General features: G+C 71.2%; 19 protein-coding genes and 1 pseudogene. 9 read left to right on the top strand and 11 right to left on the bottom strand.

Features of this window, described 5'->3' with window-relative positions; translation table 11 throughout:
- Positions 1–148: 148 nt before the first annotated feature.
- Positions 149–331 carry a hypothetical protein gene (locus ACWGIS_RS07080; protein ID WP_453361371.1) on the bottom strand — a complete coding sequence of 61 codons (183 nt, stop codon included), beginning with the start codon at positions 329–331 and terminating at the stop codon, positions 149–151.
- A gap of 209 nt (positions 332–540) precedes the next feature.
- Here ACWGIS_RS07080 and upp point away from each other — a divergent pair, with 209 nt between their 5' ends.
- Positions 541–1,176, top strand: a complete 636-nt coding sequence (gene upp, locus ACWGIS_RS07085; protein ID WP_453361372.1) for a uracil phosphoribosyltransferase — start codon at positions 541–543, stop codon at positions 1,174–1,176.
- Between the two features lie 63 nt (positions 1,177–1,239).
- Here upp and ACWGIS_RS07090 read toward each other — a convergent pair whose 3' ends face one another.
- The 6 genes from ACWGIS_RS07090 to ACWGIS_RS07115 all read right to left on the bottom strand — a co-directional run bounded on the left by ACWGIS_RS07090 (position 1,240) and on the right by ACWGIS_RS07115 (position 4,965).
- Positions 1,240–1,866, bottom strand: coding sequence for a LytR C-terminal domain-containing protein (locus ACWGIS_RS07090; RefSeq protein WP_453361438.1), 627 nt, complete (start codon positions 1,864–1,866; stop codon positions 1,240–1,242).
- 122 nt (positions 1,867–1,988) lie between these two features.
- Complete coding sequence (locus tag ACWGIS_RS07095; protein ID WP_003999914.1) at positions 1,989–2,285, bottom strand: type II toxin-antitoxin system VapB family antitoxin; 297 nt, start codon at positions 2,283–2,285, stop codon at positions 1,989–1,991.
- A gap of 335 nt (positions 2,286–2,620) precedes the next feature.
- On the bottom strand, positions 2,621–2,764 hold the full coding sequence (locus ACWGIS_RS07100; protein WP_453361373.1) for a hypothetical protein: 144 nt from the start codon (positions 2,762–2,764) through the stop codon (positions 2,621–2,623).
- Positions 2,765–2,837: 73 nt separating this feature from the next.
- Entirely contained in the window at positions 2,838–3,161 is a 324-nt protein-coding gene (locus ACWGIS_RS07105) for a hypothetical protein (RefSeq protein WP_453361374.1), read from the bottom strand.
- A 382-nt stretch (positions 3,162–3,543) separates the two neighbouring features.
- Positions 3,544–4,137, bottom strand: coding sequence for an HhH-GPD-type base excision DNA repair protein (locus tag ACWGIS_RS07110; protein WP_453361375.1), 594 nt, complete (start codon positions 4,135–4,137; stop codon positions 3,544–3,546).
- A gap of 87 nt (positions 4,138–4,224) precedes the next feature.
- A complete protein-coding gene (locus ACWGIS_RS07115) occupies positions 4,225–4,965 on the bottom strand; it encodes a siderophore-interacting protein (protein WP_453361376.1) in 741 nt (246 codons plus the stop codon).
- Positions 4,966–5,049: 84 nt separating this feature from the next.
- On the opposite strand from ACWGIS_RS07115, the pseudogene ACWGIS_RS07120 reads away from it, so the two are divergent.
- From ACWGIS_RS07120 to ACWGIS_RS07140, 5 genes and pseudogenes are all read left to right on the top strand, one after another.
- Positions 5,050–7,158, top strand: a pseudogene (locus tag ACWGIS_RS07120) (penicillin acylase family protein).
- Entirely contained in the window at positions 7,148–7,774 is a 627-nt protein-coding gene (locus ACWGIS_RS07125) for a GNAT family N-acetyltransferase (protein ID WP_453361377.1), read from the top strand. Before ACWGIS_RS07120 ends, ACWGIS_RS07125 begins: the two are co-directional and overlap by 11 nt.
- A gap of 9 nt (positions 7,775–7,783) precedes the next feature.
- Positions 7,784–8,263, top strand: coding sequence for a cupin domain-containing protein (locus ACWGIS_RS07130; protein ID WP_453361378.1), 480 nt, complete (start codon positions 7,784–7,786; stop codon positions 8,261–8,263).
- Positions 8,251–9,081 carry an SDR family NAD(P)-dependent oxidoreductase gene (locus tag ACWGIS_RS07135; protein ID WP_453361379.1) on the top strand — a complete coding sequence of 277 codons (831 nt, stop codon included), beginning with the start codon at positions 8,251–8,253 and terminating at the stop codon, positions 9,079–9,081. The genes ACWGIS_RS07130 and ACWGIS_RS07135 overlap by 13 nt, the downstream gene beginning before the upstream one ends.
- A gap of 364 nt (positions 9,082–9,445) precedes the next feature.
- The gene (locus tag ACWGIS_RS07140; protein WP_453361380.1) at positions 9,446–11,482 is read left to right on the top strand and encodes a copper resistance protein CopC; all 2,037 of its coding nucleotides are present in this window, start codon (positions 9,446–9,448) and stop codon (positions 11,480–11,482) included.
- 124 nt (positions 11,483–11,606) lie between these two features.
- On the opposite strand, the gene ACWGIS_RS07145 is transcribed toward ACWGIS_RS07140, so the two are convergent.
- Positions 11,607–12,482 carry a DUF72 domain-containing protein gene (locus ACWGIS_RS07145; protein ID WP_453361381.1) on the bottom strand — a complete coding sequence of 292 codons (876 nt, stop codon included), beginning with the start codon at positions 12,480–12,482 and terminating at the stop codon, positions 11,607–11,609.
- A 196-nt stretch (positions 12,483–12,678) separates the two neighbouring features.
- Between ACWGIS_RS07145 and ACWGIS_RS07150 the strand changes: the two genes are divergently transcribed.
- The 3 genes from ACWGIS_RS07150 to ACWGIS_RS07160 are packed head-to-tail and all read left to right on the top strand — an operon-like array spanning position 12,679 to position 15,317.
- On the top strand, positions 12,679–13,143 hold the full coding sequence (locus tag ACWGIS_RS07150; RefSeq protein ID WP_453361382.1) for a hypothetical protein: 465 nt from the start codon (positions 12,679–12,681) through the stop codon (positions 13,141–13,143).
- A gap of 6 nt (positions 13,144–13,149) precedes the next feature.
- Positions 13,150–14,664, top strand: a complete 1,515-nt coding sequence (locus tag ACWGIS_RS07155; protein WP_453361383.1) for a hypothetical protein — start codon at positions 13,150–13,152, stop codon at positions 14,662–14,664.
- Positions 14,661–15,317 (top strand): hypothetical protein, encoded by a 657-nt coding sequence (locus ACWGIS_RS07160; RefSeq protein WP_453361384.1) that lies wholly within the window; start codon positions 14,661–14,663, stop codon positions 15,315–15,317. Before ACWGIS_RS07155 ends, ACWGIS_RS07160 begins: the two co-directional genes overlap by 4 nt.
- Positions 15,318–15,792: 475 nt before the next feature.
- Here the strand turns inward: ACWGIS_RS07160 and ACWGIS_RS07165 are convergent, their stop codons facing one another.
- From ACWGIS_RS07165 to ACWGIS_RS07175, 3 genes are all read right to left on the bottom strand, one after another.
- A complete protein-coding gene (locus ACWGIS_RS07165; protein WP_453361385.1) occupies positions 15,793–17,814 on the bottom strand; it encodes an N-6 DNA methylase in 2,022 nt (673 codons plus the stop codon).
- On the bottom strand, positions 17,811–18,440 hold the full coding sequence (locus tag ACWGIS_RS07170; protein WP_453361386.1) for a restriction endonuclease subunit S: 630 nt from the start codon (positions 18,438–18,440) through the stop codon (positions 17,811–17,813). Before ACWGIS_RS07170 ends, ACWGIS_RS07165 begins: the two co-directional genes overlap by 4 nt.
- A 532-nt stretch (positions 18,441–18,972) precedes the next feature.
- On the bottom strand, positions 18,973–20,328 hold the full coding sequence (locus ACWGIS_RS07175; protein WP_453361387.1) for a DnaB-like helicase N-terminal domain-containing protein: 1,356 nt from the start codon (positions 20,326–20,328) through the stop codon (positions 18,973–18,975).
- Positions 20,329–21,034: the final 706 nt, after the last annotated feature.

Genomic DNA, 21,034 nt, shown 5'->3' on the forward strand with positions numbered 1-21,034 from the left:
TCTTCGGCCTGCTGTGTCTGCCTCTTTTGATCGCTACCAGCGGGATCGTACGCGGCCGGGGGCTCCGCCCACGCGACCACCGCCCGTGGGAGCGGGCGCGCGACCATTCCTGGACAGGGGCCCGACCACGTCCTTCACCGGGGCGGGACTACCAGCGGAAGGTGCGCATGCGCATGGCGTGGCGCAGCCGGGCCGCCTTCGCGCGGCGCGGCTGGACCCGCTCGCGCAGCTCGCGCGCCTCGGTCAGTTCCCGCAGGAACCGGGCGCGGCGTCTGCGGCGCTCGGCCTCCGCCTCCCGCTGTTCCAGGAAGTCGTCGTCCCGCTCCGGCATAGGCACACCACCCCAGGTCCGTCCCTCCCACTTTCCCTCCGACGGCCCGTTTGATGCCAGCCGGACGGCGGGGCGGGGTCCGGGCGCGGCGCGGGCCGGGGGCGCGGAGACGGCGCGGGCCGGGGAGCGCCGGGGCGGCACGGCGGGGGCGGATTCCGGGCCAGGGCGGGGCGGCGGCGGGCGGGCCGGGCCCGGTTACTGTTGTGGACATGCGTCTCCACGTCGTCGACCACCCTCTGGTCGCCCATAAGCTCACCACCCTGCGCGACCGCCGCACCGACTCCGCGACCTTCCGGCGGCTCGCCGACGAGCTGGTCACCCTGCTCGCCTACGAGGCCACGCGGGACGTGCGCACCGAGCAGGTCGACCTCGTGACCCCGGTCTCCCCCACCACGGGCGTCAAGCTCTCCTACCCGCGCCCGCTGGTCGTGCCGATCCTGCGCGCGGGCCTCGGCATGCTCGACGGCATGGTGCGGCTGCTGCCGACCGCCGAGGTCGGTTTCATGGGCATGGTCCGCGACGAGGAGACGCTCCAGGCGTCCACGTACGCGACCCGGATGCCGGAGGACCTCTCCGGGCGGCAGGTCTACGTCCTCGACCCGATGCTGGCCACCGGCGGCACGCTCGTCGCGGCGATCCAGGAGCTCATCAAGCGGGGCGCCGACGACGTGACGGCCGTGGTCCTGCTCGCCGCCCCCGAGGGTGTCGAGATCATGGAGCGCGACCTGGCCGGCACCCCGGTCACCGTCGTGACCGCGTCGGTCGACGAGCGGCTCAACGAGCACGGCTACATCGTCCCGGGCCTCGGGGACGCCGGCGACCGGATGTACGGCGCCGCGGAGTAGTCCGCGCTTTCGGCGGGGCCCGTCACCGGGCTCCGCCGCCTGCCGGCCCTCCTGGCGGAGGTGTCAGCAGGACTTCTTCGTGGCGGAGGGCGTCGGCTCGGGCCTGGCCAGCACGGCCAGCGCCTTGGCGGCGTCCTCCTTGTCGGTGAGCGCCTTGAAGCCGGTCCCGATGACGAGGTCGACCTCGGTGGCCTTCTGCCGCCCGTCGGTCTTGACCTCGGCACCGGCGAGCTGGGTGTTCAGCACCGGCAGCGCCGCGGCGTCCGCGGCCGCCGCGCCGAGCAGCAGCCCGGGGCCCTCGACCTTCTTGTCGTACGCCTTCGTCGCGTTGCCCACGTCGCCGATGCGGAAGCCGCGCTTCTTCAGCTCGTCGGCGGTCTTCTTCGCGAGCCCGCCGCGGGGCGTGGCGTTGAAGACGTTGACGGTGATCTGGCCCGGCTCGGGGAGGGTGCCCGCCGCCGCGGACGCCTCGGGCGAGGGACTCGCCTTCTTCGCGCAGTTCGCCTTGGCGCCGGCCGCCGACGCCTTGTCGCCGCCACCGGTGAAGACGTCGATGAGCTGCAGGGTTCCCCAGCCGATCAACCCCAGCGCGGCGACGGAGGCGATGGCGAGGAACGCCAGCCTGCGGCGTCCCCGGGGTCGGCGCATGCGCGGGTACTTGTCCCCCGTGATGCGGTACTGGCGGCCCATGCCCGGGGGAGTCAGCATGCTCATGGGCGCAGCGTAGTGCGACTTGGCGACGATAACTACTAAATGATCATTGGCGGCGGCTCAGTCCAACCCGAAAGGGCCAACCGGCGGGCCCGTGGCGCTCAGTCCAGTTCGAGGACGCGGGCGTGCAGCACCTGGCGCTGCTGCAGCGCGGCGCGGACCGCGCGGTGCAGTCCGTCCTCCAGATACAGGTCGCCCTGCCACTTCACGACGTGCGCGAAGAGGTCGCCGTAGAAGGTGGAGTCCTCGGCGAGGAGGGTCTCCAGATCCAGCTGGCCCTTGGTCGTGACGAGCTGATCGAGGCGGACCGGGCGCGGCGCGACGTCCGCCCACTGCCGGGTGCTTTCCCGGCCGTGGTCGGGGTACGGCCGGCCGTTTCCGATGCGCTTGAAGATCACACGGAAAGCCTACCGGTCAAGACCTTCCGGGCGCAGCCTTGGGGAGGGAGTGCGGTGCCGGAAAAGACGGCGGAAAGCGGGGCAGACCGGTAGGTGTCCGGGGTTCCCCGGGAGGCCGCGGTGAGGCCCGGACCGGCGCGGACCGGCGGCGGAGGCCGGGCGGGCGGGCTCGCGGCACCGGGTGGACGGCGACACCCGGGAGGGTGAGGGGTGCCGGTGACGACCGGCCCGAAGGTGTGAGCGTCGCCCGCGCCCCCCGGTGCACGTCGGCGTCCGCCTTCCCCGGGGAGAGCCGCCGGTCGGGCGGCCGCCCGCTGGGGACGGCCGCCCTGCGCTCACCGCCGTCCGTGCTCCTTGCGGGGCGTCCGCTCACGCCGCCCGTCCGGCCCGGGACGGGACTCCGTCTGCGTCTTGGGGGCGTTGCGTACGGCCTCCGCCCGCAGGAGGGCGTGCAGGATCGCGTAGGGATCGTGGGGCATGGCTGTGTCCTTGTCCGTGGTCGGTGTGCTGCCTGTCTTCTGCCGGTGCGGAACGGTCCGCGGACCGGGCCTCTCAGCAGCGCAGGACCACACAGCGCAGGACGTGCAGCGCGAGGGCGTACGGCGGGGGCGACGGGACGGCCGTGCGGAGCGGCGTGGGCTCCGGGCGTCCGGTGTCGGGGCGGGGCGCGGGCCGCAGGGGGACCAGCGGGCGGTGGCCGTGCCGGGCGGGCGGGCGCAGGGCCGTGTCGAGCACGTCTTGTTCGAGGCCGCCCGTCTCGGCGGCGACGGCGAGGGGCGGCGCGGCGAGCGCCTCGGGGTGCGGGCCGGTCGCGAGCATCGCGACGACCAGGAGGACGAGGACCCGCAGCCACGCGTGCCGGCGGGTGGCCCGCACCGCCCGGGACGACGTCCGCGCCGACCGGGACGCCGGCGACGGGGGCGCGGCGGGGAGAGGTGGCGGGAGGGTCCGGGTGCCCGCCGTGCCCACCCGAGTGCACGGCGGGGCGCCCGTGGGAGTTCCTGCGGAAGCCCCCGAGGGAGTCCCGCCCCGCGCTCGTGCGCACCGCGGCGGCGGGTGCGGGGGACGCGGGGCGGTGCTCATGGAAGGTGATGTCCCCCTCCGCGGCGGTGCCCCCATCGCTTCGGAGGCCAGAACCGCCCTCTTGGCGTAGCCCGTCGGCGCCGCCTCGGGCCCGGTCGCCGATGGATGCCGGCGTCCACCCGTGGCCGTGCGCCCGGTGGTGTCGCCGACCGGGGTTGCCGGCGGCCCCGGCGTCCTACCTGTCGGTGGCCTTCGCCGCCTTCGCCGCCGCCTTCATCTCCTGCTTGTGCGCCCGCACCTTCGTCAGCGACTCGGGGCCGGTGATGTCGGCGACCGAGCGGAAGGACTCCGGCTCCCCGTACGCGCCGGCGGCCTCGCGCCAGCCCTCGGGGCGTACGCCGAGCTGCTTGCCCAGCAGCGCCAGGAAGATCTGGGCCTTCTGGGTGCCGAAGCCGGGCAGCTCCTTCAGCCGGCGCAGGAGTTCCGCGCCCGTGCCGACGCCCTCCCACACCGCGCTCGCGTCACCGTCGTAGTGCTCCACGAGGTACTGGCACAGCTGCTGGATCCGCTTGGCCATCGAGCCCGGGTAGCGGTGCACCGCGGGCTTCTGCGAGAGGAGCGCGGCGAACGCCTCCGGGTCCTGCGCGGCGATCTCGTGCGCGTCGAGGTCGTCCTTCTCCAGCCGCCGGGCGATCGTGTACGGGCCGGCGAACGCCCACTCCATCGGGACCTGCTGGTCGAGGAGCATCCCGACGAGCGCGGCGAGGGCACTGCGGCCCAGCAGCTCGTCCGCTTCGGGCTGCTGGGCGAGGTGAAGAGTGGCGTCCATGCCTCGATGATCGCCCGCACGCGCGCGTGGCGCCTCCCCGGGTCCCCGGGGGCCCGCCGTCCCGAAGCGGGAGGGCGGGCCGGGAGGTCAGGCGGCGCGCCAGTACCCCAGGGCATTCACCCGCTGCTTGGGCAGGGACAGTTCCTTGCGGACGTACGCCGTGAGGGAGCGGGTCGTGGCCGTGTCGCAGGCGATCCACACGTACGGTTCCGGCTGCCCCTCCAGGAGGCCGGGGAGGTCGTCCTTCACGCGGGCGACCAGGCCGGCGCCGCCGTCGACGCGGGGTACCGCGCGCACCTCGTGACGCGAGGGCACGGTCCGCGCGGGGAGCCCGCCGAGCCCGGCCGGGGACGAACCGTCCGTCTCGAACCAGATCGTCGCCGGGGTCCCGTCCATCGCGTCCAGCAGGGAGTTGAGGGCGGGCAGCGACGCGGGGTCGGCCACCGCGAAGACGTGGGAGGGGGCGGGCCGGGGCGCGGTGAACCCCGTGCCCTGCACCGTCGCCTCGATCGTGTCGCCGGGCTTCGCGGTCCGCGCCCAGTCGCTCGCGACGCCCTCGTGCAGGGCGAACTCCAGGCTGAAGGTCCCGGCGGCCGGGTCGGGGTCGACCAGCGTGTACGCCCGCTGGTGCGGCTTGCCCGCGTTGTCGAACCACAGCCGCACCCACATCGTCGGGTGGACGCCTGTCGCCGCCAGCATGCCGCCGTCGGTGAACCGCACCCGCCGGTACCGCGGGGTGACGTCCTCGGCGCCCGTCACCGTGAACGCGAAGTTCTTGGCGCCCAGCAGCCTGAGCACCGCACCTTCCCAGCCGTGCCCCTGCCCCATGGAGTCTCCCTCTTCACGCTTCGCGTACGATTCCGCCGCAATCGCAGTTAGGTTAGCCTAACCTGAAATGACAGGGGATGGACCGTGAGCAGCGAGATCTACCGTGACGCCTGGGGCGTTCCCCACCTGCGCGCGGACGGCGTGCGGGAACTCGCGCACGCCCAGGGCCGGGTCACCGCCCTCGACCGGGCCTGGCAGCTGGAGGTCGAGCGGCACCGCGCCCAGGGCACCTCGGCCGCGTTCCTGGGCGCCGGCTCCCTCCCCTGAGACCTCTTCGTCCGCCGGGCACGCGTCGACGACACCGCCCGGCGCTGCTTCACGGCCCTGGAGGAACGGGACCCGGAGACCGCCGACTGGGTCCGGGCGTACGTCGACGGCGTCAACGCGGGACTGGCCGAAGGCGCCCGCCGCGCCCCGGAGTTCGCGCGCACCGGTCTCGTCCCCGGCCGGTGGGAGCCGTGGACCCCGATGGGCGTCTGGCTGAGCACCCACATCCTCTTCGTCGGCTTCCCCGCCAAGCTGTGGCGCGAGGAGGTCGTACGGCGGCTCGGCGCGGACGCGGTCGCCCTGTTCGCCGCCGACGGCCCCGGCACCGTCGGCAGCAACGGCTGGCTCGTCGCCGGTGAGCGCACCACCACCGGCCGGCCCGTCATCGCGGGCGACCCCCACCGCTTCATCGAGGACCCCGGCGTCTACCAGCAGATCCGCCTGGCCTGCCCCGAGTTCGACGTCGTCGGCATCGCCGTCCCGGGCATGCCGGGCATCGCCCACTTCGGGCACACCGGCACGGTCGCCTGGGCCATCACCAACGCCATGGCCGACTACCAGGACCTCTACCGCGAACGCCTGCGGCGCACCCCCTCCGGCGTCGAGGCGCTCGGCCCGGACGGACGGTGGCACCCCGCCGCACGTCACGTGGAGACCGTGGAGGTGGCGGGCGGCGAACCGGTCGAGGTCGAGGTCATCGAGACCGGGCGCGGCCCCGTGGTCGTCGGTCCCGGCCCCGGAGCCGAGGACGGCACCGAGGACGCCATGAGCCTGCGGTACCCGCCCCGGGTGACCGGCGATCTCGGCTTCGGCGCGCTGCTGCCCCTGCTGCGGGCCCGCCGGGTCGCGGACGTGGACCGGGCCCTCGACCGGTGGGCCGAACCCGTGAACGTCGTCCAGGCCGCCGACACCGAGGGCGGCCTGCTGCACCGCGTCGCCGGGAAGGTGCCGGTGCGGGGCACCGACAACCGCACCCGTGTCGTGCCCGCCTGGGAACCCGGCCACGAGTGGCGGGGCTGGCACGAGATGCCGCGCGGCACCGTCGAGGACGGCATCGCCGTCATGGCGAACCAGCACGGCCCCGCCACCCCGCTCGGCACCGAGTTCGCCGCCCCGCACCGGGCCCGGCGCATCCGCGCCCTGCTCGACGCCCGGCGGACCTGGTCGGCCCCGGACATGGCGGCCGTCCACACCGACACCCACCTCGCCTCGGCGGCCCCCGTGCTGGAGCACCTCGCCGCCCTCGACGAGGCGGGGCTGAGCCCGCGGGCCGCCGCCGTACGCGCCCGGCTCCTGTCCTGGGACCGGCACATGGACGCGGACAGCACCGAAGCGGCGGCCTACGCGGCCGTCCGCGGCGCCGTCGTACGGCGGCTGGCGGCCCATCCCGCGCTCGCCTGCCTGACCGACCCGCCCGCCTACCCGGAGGTCTTCCGGCCCTGGCTCGACCTCACGGTCCGCGTCGGCTACGCCCTGCAGAACCTGCTCACCGCGCCGGAGCTGTACGGCATCGACCGCGCCGAGGTCGTCCGGGAGGCCCTGGAGGAGGCGGCCGCCGAAACGGCGTCCGGCGGCGCCGCTGCCGTCACCCCGGACACCACCTGGGGCGACGTCCACCGCCTGGTCCCGTGGAGCGCGCTGCCCGCAGGACCGGACGAGGGACCCGGCCTCTCCGGCGACCACGACTGCGTGCTGTGCACCTCCTCCGTGCCCGGCCTCACCCACCGCGCCGCACGCGGCCCCGCCGCCCGCTACGTCTGGGACCTCGCTCGCCGCGAGGACAGCCTCTGGGTGGTCCCGCTCGGCGCCGGCGGCGTCCCCGGCACCCCGCACCACCGCGACCAGCTGCCCCTGTGGCTCGCGGGAGAACTCGCCCCGGTCGTCACCGACTGGGACCGCCTGACGAAGGAGAACGATGAGCACTGAGCCGTACGCGTCCGGCCGCGCAGCCGTCCACGAGCAGCGGATCGACGGCTTCGGCACCGTCCGCGTCCTGCCCCTGGACCCGCACGCCGACGTGGACGTCGTGCACGCCTGGGTCACCGAGGAGCGGGCCGCGTTCTGGGGCATGACCGGGTTCACCAGGGAGCAGGTCCTGGAGACCTACGTCCACCTGGACTCGCTCGACACCCACCACGCCTTCCTCGCGGTCAAGGACGGCGAACCCGCCGCGCTGCTGCAGACGTACGAGCCGGACGCCGACCGGGTTGGCGAGTGCTACGAGGTCCGGCCCGGCGACATCGGCGTCCACGTCCTGATCGGCCCGAGCGGACCCGGCGGCGCCCGCCCCGGCTTCTCCACCGGCCTGCTCGCCGCGTTCACCTCGTACGTGTTCCTCGGGCTCGGCCGCACCCGGATCGTGGTGGACCCGGACGAGCGCAACGAGAAGGCCGTCCAGCGGTTCGTCCGCCAGGGCTTCGAGGCCGGGCCGCTCGTCGTCCTGCCCGAGGTCGACCTCCCGGAGGTCCACCTGCCGGAGAAGCGCGCCCGGCTCGCGTTTCTCACCAAGGAGGCGGCCCTCGCCGGGGCGCTCGCTCAGTAGCCTGGCCGCATGACGCCCGAAGACCTCGTACGGCACTACGGTCTGGAGCCGATCCCCCGCGAGGGCGGCCGCTTCCGGCAGACCTGGGCGGGCCCCGAGCGGCCCGACGGCCGCCCCGAGGGGACCGCGATCGTCGCCCTGTTCACCGGTGAACCGGACGACTTCTCGGCCCTGCACCGGCTGCCCTCCGACGAGATCTGGCACTTCTACCTCGGCGATCCGCTCGACATGCTGCTGCTCGCCCCGGACGGCGGCGTGCGCTCCGTCGTCCTCGGACCCGACCTGCCCGGCGGCCAGCACCCGCAGTACACCGTGCCCGCCGGCACCTGGATGGGCGCGCGGGTCGCCCAGGGCGGCGCCTGGTCCTTCCTCGGCTGCACCATGGCCCCCGGCTTCACCTACGAGGGCTACGAGCACGGGGACGCGGGCGAACTGACGGCCCGCTACCCCGCCGAGGCGGCGCGGATCACCGCGCTGTGCCGCCCGTGAGCGCCGCCCCCGGCCCGGCCGCGCCTCCCACGGCCGCCCTGCTCGCCGGTCAGGTGGCCCTCGTGACCGGTGCCGCGGGCGGGATCGGCCGGGGCGTCGCGCTGAGCCTCGCCCGGGCCGGGGCGGCGGTCGCCGTGCACCACCGGACGAGCCCGGCGGACGACGTGCTCGCCCGGCTGCGCGAGCTGGGCGCCGAGACGGTCGCGCTGCGGGCCGACCTCACGGACGAGGACGCCTGCCACCGGCTGGTCCGCGAGGCGGCGGAGTGGGGCAGAAGCCTGCCGGGGTACGCCGGTACCGCGCCGGGCGGACTGACCGCCCTGGTCAACAACGCGGGCGTGCAGCCCACGCAGGCCCTGCCCGGCATGTCCGCCGCCGAATGGCGGGCGGTCGTCGACACCAACCTGTCCAGCGTCTTCGCGTGCACCCAGGCCGCGGCGGAACTGATGAGCGCGGCCGGCGGCGGCACGATCACCCACATCGCCTCCGTCGAGGCCGGCCACCCGGCGCCCCTGCACGCCCACTACTGCGCCTCCAAGGCGGCCGTCGTCATGCACGCCCGCTCCGCGGCCCTGGAGTACGGAACGCACGGCATCCGCGTCAACTCCGTCTCGCCCGGCCTGATCGACCGCGAAGGACTGGCGGAGACCTGGCCCGACGGCGTACGGCGCTGGCGGCAGGCGGCCCCCACCGGACGGCTGGGGCGCCCGGAGGACATCGGCGACGCCTGCGTGTTCCTCGCCTCGCCGCTGGCGTCCTGGATCACCGGCCACGACCTGGTGGTGGACGGCGGGGTGTCGGCCCGCCCCACCTGGTGAACGCGCCCGCCCCGGAAGCACGTACGGAACACGGCCGGCGCGAACGCTGAGCGCCGGGCCGCCCGCGTACGTATGGAGGAGCGACGCGGGTGCCCCCGGGGACACGCGCGCACCCGTAGACGCGTACACCCGGACGCCCGGACACCCCGGGTAACCGGACACACGACGACCTGAACGACCCGGACGCCCGGCTGTCGACGCCGGACGCCCGATACGGAGACGTGACGTGGGCCCCTGGCGAGACGCTCGGCGAGCGGAAGGACGCGATGGCGGACGGGACGGAGGGCGGGCCGGGAGCGGCGGAACCGGTGCCCGGCGCGGCCGGGGCGGTGGACGCCGCGCGCGACGGGTCCTTCGCGGCCTGGTGCTGCTGGGCCCCGTGCTGGTCCTGCTCCTCCTCGGTGGCGCGGGTCCCGCGTCCGCGCACGCCGCCCTCAGCGGCACCGACCCCCGGGACGGAACGGTCCTCGGATCCGCCCCCCGCCACATCACCCTGACGTTCACCGAGCCGGTCGGACTCCTGGACGACTCCTTCCGCGTCCTCGACCCCGGCAACCGGCGGGTGCACACCGGCGAACCGGGGCACGCCGGCGGCCGTTCCGACACGGCCCGGGTCACCCTCCCGCGCGATCTGGGCACCGGAACCTTCACGGTGGCCTGGCGGGTCGTGTCGGCGGACAGCCACCCGGTCTCCGGCGCCTTCACCTTCTCCGTCGGCGAACCCTCCGCGACCAGCGCCGTCCTGCCGTCCGACGGCGCCGCCGACACCCTGGCCCGCACGCTGTACGACGCCGCCCGCTACGTCGCGTACGCGGCGGTCGCGCTGCTCGTCGGCACGGCGGCGTTCGCCGCGGCCACCGGCTTCGGACCGCTGCGGGGCCTGCTCCTGACCGGCTGGTGGACGCTGTCCCTGTCCACCATCGCCCTGCTGCTGCTCCGCGGCCCGTACGAGCGGGGGAGCGGCCCGGCGACGGCGTTCGACCCGTCCGTCCTGACCGCCACGCTCACCTCCCGGCCCGGGACGGCGCTGCTGGTCCGGCTGGTGCTGCTGGCCGCCGTGGCGCTGCTCCCGCTGCGGATCCCGGGCCGTGACGCGTCACCGGCGGGGAGGGGCACGCGGGCCGGGGCGGCACTGCTCGCCGTCGGCCTGGCGTCGACCTGGGCCGCCGCCGACCACGCCTCCGCAGGGATCCAGGTCCCCGTCGCCATGGTCTCCGCGGTGCTGCACCTGCTGGCGGTGTCGGTGTGGCTGGGCGGCCTCGCGGCCCTGCTGACCGCCCTGCACCGGGCCCCGGAGGCGCTGCCCGCGTCCGCCGTGCACCGCTTCTCCCGGCTGGCGTTCACGGCGGTCTGCGTCCTGACGGCGACCGGCGTCTACCAGTCCTGGCGCGGCCTCGGCTCCTGGAGCGCCCTCACCACCACGTCGTACGGCAGGATCCTGACGGCCAAGCTGGCAGCGGTACTGCTGGTGCTGGCGGCGGCGGCGTACTCCCGCCGCTGGACGGGGCGCCTGGTCACGGCGGGGAACCATGCGGCCCTGCTGGACGCGTCCCCGTCCCCCGGCCGGCCCGACGGGAACGCGGTGCCCGACCCGGCGCGCCCTACGACGGCCCGGGACCGCACGGTGACGACCCCGGCGCGCATCCCGGAACCGGCCGGCGCACGAGCGCGAGTGGACACGGACGCCGGGCCGGTCCCGGCCTCGGCGCGCACGGACGCGGTTCCGGCCCTGACCTCGGGCGTCGGTACCGAGCCGGACGCTGAGACCGAGCCGGCCGACGGCGAGCGGAACCCGCACGAGCCCACCGCACCGGATGACCGCAGCACCCCGCGGGAGCCCGCCACCGCGCACGAGCCCGCCACGCCGAAGGAGTCGGCCGCCCCGAAGCAGTCGGCAGCGCCGGACCCGGGACCGCACCGCCGGGCCCTGCGCCGCTCGGTCCTCGCGGAGGTCACCCTGGGGATCGTGGTCCTGGTGATCACCACGGTGCTGACCGGTACCCAGCCGGGCCGGGCCGCGCAGGAGGCCGCGTCGTCCGGTGCGGAGACGGCCGGAAGGCCCGCCGACACGACCATCACGGTCCCCTTCGACGTCGGCACGCCGGGCGGTCACGGCAAGGTGCAGATCGACCTGGGTCCGGGCCGGGTGGGCGAGAACACGGTCCAGGCCGTGGTGTTCGGCCCCGACGGAGGCATCGCCACCGTCCCCGAGCTGCGCCTCGGTTTCACCCTGGCCGCGCAGAAGATCGGCCCGCTCGACGCGAGGCTCACCGACCGAGGCGGCTACTGGGGCACCGACGGCGTCAATCTCCCCCTGCCCGGCACCTGGACGATGAAGGTGACGGTCCGCACGACCGACATCGACCAGGTCACGGTCTCGAAGACGGTGCGGATCGGCTAGCGGCCACGGAGGTGCCCGGGCTCCCCGAGGGACGACGCGAACACAATGCTGCATCCCACCCGGTGAGGGTGCTGTCGCCGACGAACTCGCCGAACGCGTCAGTGATACAGCGGCTGTTGAGGGACTACCGCACGGTGAGTCCCTCCTCGCCGAGCAGGCGCCGCATGGACGCGGCGGCCCGGACGGCCGCGTCCGCACAGCAGTTGTTGAAGAGCACGTGGACCCGCTTGGCGTGCTCCGCCATACGGGCCACCCGGGGAACCCACTCGGCGAGTTCACCGTCGGTGTACGCGTGCCGGAAGCGGTCCTCCTTGCTGCCGGTGCCCCAGGCTGCGTTCCGCCCGTGGAAGCGGACGACGGCCAACTCGGGGGAGGTGACCGGTGTGACGGGCGGGACGGACGTGCGCAGCGACTGCACCATGTCCACGGCGACGGCGGTCGCCCGGAGACCCGCGAGCAGCTCGGCCGTACGGTCGTACAGCCCCTCCTGCCACCATCCGGGGTGCCGGAACTCCACGGCGAGCGGCCACCCCGCCGTACGGACGGCGCACTCCCGCAGGAACGTCTCGGACCCGGCCCCGGGCGCGAACCACGGCGGAAACTGGAAGAGCACGGTTCCCAACCGGCCGGTCCGCCGCAGTGGTTCGAGCGCCGAGGCGAACCGCGCCCACACCTCGTCGAGCAGTGCGGCGTCCGGCAGGCCGCGCCCGGTGCGGCCCCGCAGATCGGCGGGCAGCGAGCTGTCCCGCGTCGGATGCCCGGTGAGCAGCGAGAACGCCTTCACGTCGAACACGAAGCCGTCCGGGGTCCGTTCGCTCCAGAGCAGACTGTTCCGCTCACTGGGCAGCGCGTAGTAGCCGGAGTCGACCTCCACGACGGGGAACTGCCCGGCGTAGTGCCGCAGCCGCCCCTCCGCGTCCCGCCGGCCCGGGGGATACCAGCCGCTCCTCACGAGGGCCTGATCCGTCCACGAACACGCACCCACCAGAATCTCACCCATGAACGACCGGTTACCCAGCCCCCCACCCCACGGACACGCCCCCACGAACCGGTCGCCGAACGGAAGTTACTGATCAGACCCGGAACCGAGGCGGCCCGATCCGAACTCCTGATGAGTGGTTCGCGGCTTGCTACGTTTGCGCGAGTGACGGCGTGGCCGGAGCGGGATCGCGGTAGGACGACGGGGCGGGGGACACATGGTGTGGGAAGAGTGGGAGAAGGCCAAGGCTGCGGCATCGGCGGGCGGGAGCACCCGCGTCCAGCTGAATCAGACCGCGCCGGCGGACGCGGGTGACGCGGATCTCATCGTTCACCAGGACGACCTGGGCGCGGTGGGCCACGAGGCGTTCATCCTCCATGGGGAGTTGAAGAAGAAGGCCGACATAGCGGGTACGGGTGCGGACAAGAACGGGTCCGGTTCGACCATGCAGGCGGCCTCCTCTCTCAAAAGCCACAATCTGGGACTCGGGGCGGAACTGGAATCGACCGTCGAAGTCTGGACCTCTCAGGTGAAGCACGTCCTGCAGGCCTGCGCCCATATCTCGAATCACCTCGACTACACCAAGAAGCTGCACGCACAGGAAGACGTGGGGATCGCGGCCGAAGTCCGCGGCCGCAGCGGACCGCTGCCCGTGTCGTCCCTGAACGACTACTTCAAGTAGGAAGCCGTGGGATCACTTTCCTATTCGGACCTCATGGCCGTGGATCTGGCCAAACTGGGCACGGCGGCATCCGACTGGACGACCATGGCCACGGAACTGGCCAAGCTCGCGACCGACGTGCGGGACGGCTTGACCAAGAAGTCCGACGGAGCCCGCTGGAAAGGCATCAACGCCGGCGTGACCAGGGACTTCGTCCACAAGACGGCCAAGGAGTTCTCGGACCTCCACGCCGAAGCCGAGAGCATCGCTCGCGTTCTGTCCGACGCGCACGGAGAACTGACCCAGTATCAGAAGCAAGTGCGAAGGCTCACTGATCTGGCGCGCCGCGGCGACCCGACTCACACGCCGCCGGATGCCGGACTCCTCGTGTTCGACGGGCAGGGTGGCACGGTCCGGGTCGCGGAGTCGATGTGTACGCCGGAAGGCCCCGACCAGCGGACGAAGGACCGCATCCAGTGGTACGCGGACACGCTGACGGGCATCGTTCAGCACGCCGCCGAGGTGGACGCGGCAGCCGTGCGCGCGCTGCGGAAGAGCCATGGGAACGACCCGTACAACGCGGGGCATGCCACGTACACGTCCCTCGACGAGGAGCAGCTGCCGCGGGCGAAGGAACTGGCCGCGCTGGGCAAGGACGCGGACCCGAAGCAGCGGGGCGAGCTCCGGCGGCTGTGGGAGTCCCTGAGCCCTGAGGCCCGGGCGCAGTTGTGGCCGGCGCAGAAGGACGACCTGATGGCGGCCGGCATTCTGAGTCCCACCATGCCGCAGATCGCGGCGGACGGTGGCGCGGGTCGGCACGATTCCCAGTCGCCGGGCTTCGACCAGTGGGTCACCAAGCAGAAGATGGAACTGCTGACGGAAGGCGCCGACTGGAAGGGCATGACGGATGCCTCCCGGCACATGGCGCACTATCTGGGAAACACCGGAAGCCCCATGAACCTGCCTGTGGACAAGATGATGGCGGACGTTCCCGCCTTCAAGTCGTACGTCGACGACACGGTCAGGCTGAACCAGGACGAGTGGCGCAAGCAGGCTCTGGACGAGTTCAAGAGGAACGGCGGCAAGCCGGTCGCCTTCCCGGTCGAGGTGAGGCAACCCGAGGGTTTCTACTTCACTCAGCAGGACAACGCCAACTGGTTCTACGCGGTGGGCGGTGCCAACACGAACGTGACCGGCGTCGTGACAGCCGTCCCGGACGCGAACGGCAACCCGAGGATCGGTGTCGACTACCAGGCGAACGTATGGGACCGCTACAACTGGGACGAGGGCAAGGGCGTCACCGTGGGTCCCTTGAAGATCCCCGACGGGGAGATGGCCAAGCTGCACCGCACCGGCCTGGCCCAGGAGTTCGACATGGCGGGCAGCAGCAGTGTCGAGCACTACGATCTGGGCTCCTCACAGCCCAACGGTGACCCGCTGCCGGGTCCCGACGACAGCAGGGACGGACGCGTGAACCCCGGCCGGGAGCAGCAGCAGGACCGTACGACGGACAGGTCGCCGGGAAGGACGGGCGTGCGATGACCGACCCCTACGCGCCCAGCGGACCCGGGAAGCCTCCCGGCCACGAGGGCGGCCGCACCTCGCGGCGGTGGCTGTTCGCCGTGGTGCCGGTCCTCGCCGGCGCCGTGATCGCGGCGGCCGTGCTCCTCACCGGCGCCGACGACGGCAAGGACGGCGACCGCGCCGCTCAGGCGGCGGCGGACGCGAGGTGGGCCGAGGGGATCACCCCGGAGTGGATGGGCGAGCGGATGGGCCTGGACGTTCCCGCCACGGCCCGCTCCCCGCGAGCGGCGTACGAGGTGACCTCACGTTTCGACACGGGCCTCCTGACCTTCACGCTGACCAGGGCGGAGGCGGAGAAGTACCTGGAGGAGCACCCGCCGGACGGCAAGTGGCTGGAGCCGACGTCCGCACAGACGAACACCGCCCCGCACGACTTCGCCCACTTCGGCCTCCCGGAGCCGGAGACCCTGAAGAAGGGCGTCCGCTACGGCTACGTCTGCCCCGGTGCCGCCGCAGGGTCGGCGCAGTCCACGCCGGACGCCTACGACACGTCCGACAAGCGCTGCGTCCGCCTGTACGCCCACGACTACACCCCGGCCCGCACCCGCATCTACCTCCGCACCCACTTCGAACCGGGCATCAGCCCTCTGCCGGGCACGCCGTCGCCCTGACGACCGGGTGGGGGTCAGGGCTCCCGGAGCCGCCTGTTCGCCGCTCTCCGGGCCGTACCACTGGAGAGCCCGGCCGGTCACGGCCGCGATGCAGGCGGACGCGAGGTGGACCGAGGGGGGGCAGCCTGGGTCGGATGCTCTGCACGATTCCCGGGTCCCGCCCGGGGCCCCGGACGCCGACGGAGGACGCGGCGCCGGACGGAAACGAGGACCGGCAACGTCGAAGGGCCCCACCTCGCGGTGGGGCCCTTCGACGTTAGTGCCCGGTGAGGCACTGGCGGAGGATACGAGATTCGAACTCGTGAGGGGTTGCCCCCAACACGCTTTCCAAATGTTCGTCTGGGGGTTCGGTGGCACTCGGGGGTGTCCTGGCCTGCGGCGGAGGCAGGCATTGTGTCAGTGGTGGACGGCGCTGGACGGGGACGAATGAGACCAGAACTGAGACCAAGGTGGGGGCCATGACCTCGCTCTGCGCTCACAGATGGCCCAGGGCTGCCATTCTCGCCTTTAGTCGAGCTGCTGCGGTTTCGTAGCGCAGCTCAAGGTCGGCCAGTGAGGTCGCATATCGATCGCCCCATGAGAGGTACGTATTAACCAGATCCTGACGTTCTGTGACGATGAGCTGCCTGATGCGTGAGCAGAGGTCATCTCCAAGGGCATCGAGTACGCGAGCGCTCTCGGACTCGGAGGTTGTGTGAGAGGCCCCCAACCAGCTTGGTCGAGTAGTTTCCCATCTCTCGACCACACCTGCAAAGCCGCGCTGGTTGAGGCTTCTGAGGTCGTCCTCATGGCTCGACCACCAGGACGTGAGGACACCGGTCAATTGATGCTCGTCCAAGATTCCCATTGGCATCAGATCCGCACAGAATGATGAGCGAAGTTGGGAGCGCAGCCCCGAGGTGAAAAGGCGGTTTGTGCTAGCCGTCTCGGCAAAGAGGGACTCCTGCTGTCTCCACCAGTTTCTGAATCGGAGGATGAATCTGTTCTCCACATCAGTAGCCAATTCTGGGATGCGCGCCGCGGTTGCCTCGTAGCCCTCCTCCAGGAAGTCCACATAGTGCGGCCCATTGGGCTGGAACAGGTCGTCGAGACAGATCCCGAAGGCGCTGAACTTAGCGCCTGCCGGGGTAATTTCCTCTTTCGGGATGCCGCCTGTTAGTGCCGCTCGTACATCGAGCAGGGGTGCCGCAGGCGGGACGGTGTCAACGTAACGACGGATGTTCAAGTTGAAGTCATGCCTCGCGATTTCATCCACTGAGACGACCCTCGCGAAGTGGGGGGTGTCCTCCCAGAACTGGAACGACTCGACGATCCTCTCCACATGCTGTGGCTCGAGACGGTTCTTTGCGCGGCCTGAGGTGACTTCGCGCTCGGCGTTGACGAAGAGAACGTTGCCTCGCCGGTTCGTGGATAGACCCCGGGTTCCCCTCAATACCAGGATGCAGGCAGGAATGCTTGTGTTGTGGAAGACGTTTGGCCCGATTCCGATGACGGCTTCGAGGCGACCGTCCGTGATGATCCCTCGCCGGATTTTGGCCTCTGCGCCGCCGCGGAAGAGCACTCCGTGTGGAACGACTACAGCTCCGACGCCATCGGGACGTAGAACGGCGAGTACGTGCTGGACGAACATCAGGTCGGCATTCGAGCCTGATGTCCAGCCATATCTCATCCGCTCCGGGGAACCGACATCCTGCTGGATGTACTTCATCGAGAACGGTGGCGCCGCTAGTGCTCGGTCGAATTGTCTAACATTCCCATCCGTGAGGAGAGGGTCGGCCAAGCAGTCGCCGATGGAAAGGGACGTGTCTTTGATGCCGTGCAGGAAGAGGTTTAGCGTGCCGTTGAACCATGCTGCTTTGTTCTTTTCCTGCCCGTACAGGGCGAGATCCGCTTCGCTCCCGTCATGCTGCTCCACGTAGTGCGCCGCTTGGAGAAGCATGCCACCCGAGCCGGCGCACGGGTCGTAGACAGACTGCCCCGCCTCTGGTTGCACGAGTTCCGCAAGAAGGCTGCATACGGCACGTGGGGTGTAGAACTCGCCGCTCCGCCGGTCGGACAAGGACACGGAGCTGAGAAATCCGTCGTAGGCACGGCCGAGTACATCAGGGAACTCAAGGTGGTCATCACTGAGTCGCAGCGAATCGAGGTGGGCGATCAACCGTTGAAGCGTCGATGGAGTGAGGCTCCGCCGATTGAAGTCGACGTGATCGAAGAGCCCCTTCAGCTGCCCGGGATTGCTCTCCTCCAATGCCCATAGCGCTCTGTTTAGTGCATGTCCCAGTTCTCGGGGGTGATGTGCAACCACGTGGGACCATCGGGCGAGGTCCGGAACTGTAAGTAGTCCGGGCTGGTCTGACGCCCTCTTGAGAACAAGCAGTGGCGCGATGAACTCGTAGTAATCCGAAGCTCGCAGGTCGCCACGCAAGATTTCGGCGGCTTGTGACAGGAGCCTTTCAAGTTGCTCGGTGGTCAATGGCCCGACATGGCTCTCGTTCACTGGTGAGGCCACCTGTTCGTCAGCTCCTCGAAGACTGACGGGCGAAGGGCCTCTAGACGTGCCGCCATCTCCCGCTGAATCCTGACCTGCTCATCGATGTCGGCGAGAGCTTCGATGACAGCTTGCTGGCGCTCCAGAGGGACCACGGTGACTAGTAGCTGACTCAGCATCGCCGAATTGAGCGAGGGAACCGTGCCGGGAAGTGCCTGCCCCAACAGTTCTCGACGCACGGGAGGGTGTGCCAGGTATGCGGCCAGGTACGCAGGCAGCACCACATCACGATGTGGCCGGATGCGTAGACAGGAAGAGCTGTAGAACCAGCCCGTGTGTTCGGGCCCGATCAGAGCCAGCCGGCCGAGCGTCCCCTGCCGCACGACGATAAGGTCGCCCGCGCGAAGTGCGAATCGGGCGAGTCGCCCGGCCTGGCTTGAGGGCACCCGGCGAACCCGGCGGGCGTCCACGGTGAAGTGTTCTGTGATGTCCGGCGGAGCGATGACCGGCACCCCGTCCGGACCCTCATGTAGGTCTTCCAACAGAGACCCGGACGGGCCGGCTGTCACGCTGCTCAGGTGCCCCAAAGGAATCCGCTCGCTCTGGGCGTCGCCCCAAGCGTTCTGCGGAGTCATGGACCTACGGCTTCCGTACACAGCACGACCCGTCCTTCGTGTGTCGTCGTGGATCAAACGGCTCGCAGCCAGTACCCCAGAGCCGCGCGCAGAAGTTCCTCCGCCGCCACGGCGAGCATGGCCAGGGTGACCGCGGACAGGGCAGCCTGGCCATGCCCTGTCATGGCAGCCACAGCCGAACCAACGACAATGATCACGACAAGCGTCACCACTGACTTCCTGGCTTGTGAAGGCCACGTCCAGGCATGATGGACATCGGCAGTTCTCATAAGGATTGCCCTTCTGTCCCTGTGAGGGGACGGTTGGGTCGCACCGCCTTGCTTGGTTGGCGCCCGGTTGGGCGGTGCGGCCGGCATGGGTTTCGCACCTGGTCTACGCGACGCCGCACCGCAGGGAGAGCACGCCCGTCCCTCGGCATCACGCGCGAACCCCGGATCCCCGGGCCTCGCTAGCCCCAACTCTACACGCCAGAAGCTGCGAAGGGTGCTTCGCAGCCCCTCAACTCTGCTTCGCGCGACGGGAATTGTGTGAATCACATTTCGTGACGGCACTTTCTCTGAGCCTCGTGGCGCCTGTTGTCCGGACAGTAGCGACTGTTGGTACCGCTCGCTCCGACACCGACGGCCACGCGGCTTGCTACGCCCGGCCGAAGGGGTTGGCCGGTCGACGAGTTGAGGTGGTGCAGGGTGACCGCAGGGTCGCCCGCGCGTCCGGTGACGAAGAGGACACTGCCGGCTCCGGCAGTGAACCAGGTGGAGCCGTAGACCTGGTCCAGGGCGGGCCGCTGACCGCGTGGTGCGTCGGCGGTCGCCTTGCGCTGGTGGTGCAGCTCCAGGATCTCCACGCCGCTGCGCAGGGCGCGCATGCGGGCGTTGTGGAAGGAGACCGCGAGGCTGTCGTCGACCATGGTGCTCACAGCGTCCTTGAGGCTGTCGATCACGATGGTGTCGGCTTGGTGCGCGGCGGCGATCTCGGCGAGGAGGTCGGGCTCCTTGTCGAGCGTGGCGGGCAGCGGCCCTTCCCAGACCACGAGCCCGTCTCGCAGGATCTTCTCGTCGGAGTCGAAGACGCGGCGGACCATGGCTTTGGCGATCTGTCGGGGCCGGTCCATGGCCAGGTACAGCACGCGTCTGCTGGGGGCGACCGGCATCTCCAGGACGGTCTCCTGCAGCCCAAGGCGGGCGAAGATCACCTGGTGGGCCAGGGTGGTCTTGCCGACACCGGGAGCGCCGACGATCATCAGGCTCTCGCCTGGTGCCCAAACGGTCTTGTTCGGCGTGCCCCACAGGGGTTCGGCGTCCGCACCGGTCTCCGTGACGAAGGCCCATCCATCCCTGGCGAAGCGGGACAGCCGACCTTGGCCGGAGGCCAGGGACCGCTCGCGCTCGTTTCGCATCTCCGCTTCGACCTCGCTGCGTATCGCCTCGGGGTCGGCGCCCGGTTCGCGGGCGCGCTGCACGGTGCGTACGGCGGAGGCGAGCAGGCGGCGCAGGTTGGCCTTGTCGCGGATGATCTCCGCGTGATGCTCCGTGCTTCCGACGCTGTAGTACAGGTCGGCGAGCTGGTGCAGGTAGACCGGGCCGCCCACACGTTGCAGGTCACCCTGCTGTTGGAGCAGCTCGGTGAGGACGATCGGGTCGGTCGGCTTGTCCTCGCGGCGCAGGCTGAGCAGGGCACGCCAGATCGTCTCGTGCGCAGGCCGGTAGAAGGCGTCCTCGCCCAGCACGTGCCGGACCGTGTCGATGATGTCGCCGTTGTGCATGCCGGCGCCGAGCACTGAGCGCTCGGCGTCCACGTTGTACGGAGGCTCCACCGCGTCCAGCATCGGTGCGGGGCCGTCGTCGTAGAGGGATGGCATCTCGGGCGGCAGGGTCGTACCCTGAGGCATAGAACTCCTCACCCGGCAGGCCATATGGGGCGGCAACCCCGGCCAGGCCGGTCGAATCGTTAGGTATGGCGGTTGTGGGGTTTCTGCTTCGCCCCCGGTGTTTCTCAGCGCCGGGGGCTTCTTCATGTCCACGCTCGTCCGAGGACAGTCACGACACTACCAGCAACGATTCAAATGGGAATGACTTGCGATGCATATAGGATTGGTGTTAGCTGTTCGTCACCGGCCACGGCTGTATCGCCAGGCCCACGCAAAAGGGAGGTGAGAACGACGAGCGACGAAGCTGGCGCGGCCCGATCCGGCACTGACCGGCCGGAACCGGAGAATCACGTGGCCGAGCGCATCAAGATGGAGCGCGAAGTCCGCGGCTGGAGCACTGCCAAGCTCGCCGAGGAGATGACCAAGGCCGGTCACCCGATCAACCAGTCTGCGATCTGGCGGATCGAGAGCGGCAAGCCACGCCGCAGGGTCAACCTCGACGAGGCCCTCGGCTTCTGCAAGGTCTTCGACCTGCCCCTCGACGACCTGACCAGCGTTCCTGGCCAGCTCATGAACCCGCAGGTGAGACGGCTCATCGGCGAGTACGTCGAGAAGTGGAAGGAGTGGCGCGCTCTGAGCGAGGCCCAAGACCGCCTCATGGCCGAGCTCAAGAACTACTCCCAGGCCCACCCTGACCAGGAAGACGCGGTCAAGGCCCTGATGACTC

This window comes from Streptomyces sp. NPDC054842 (assembly GCF_053611025.1).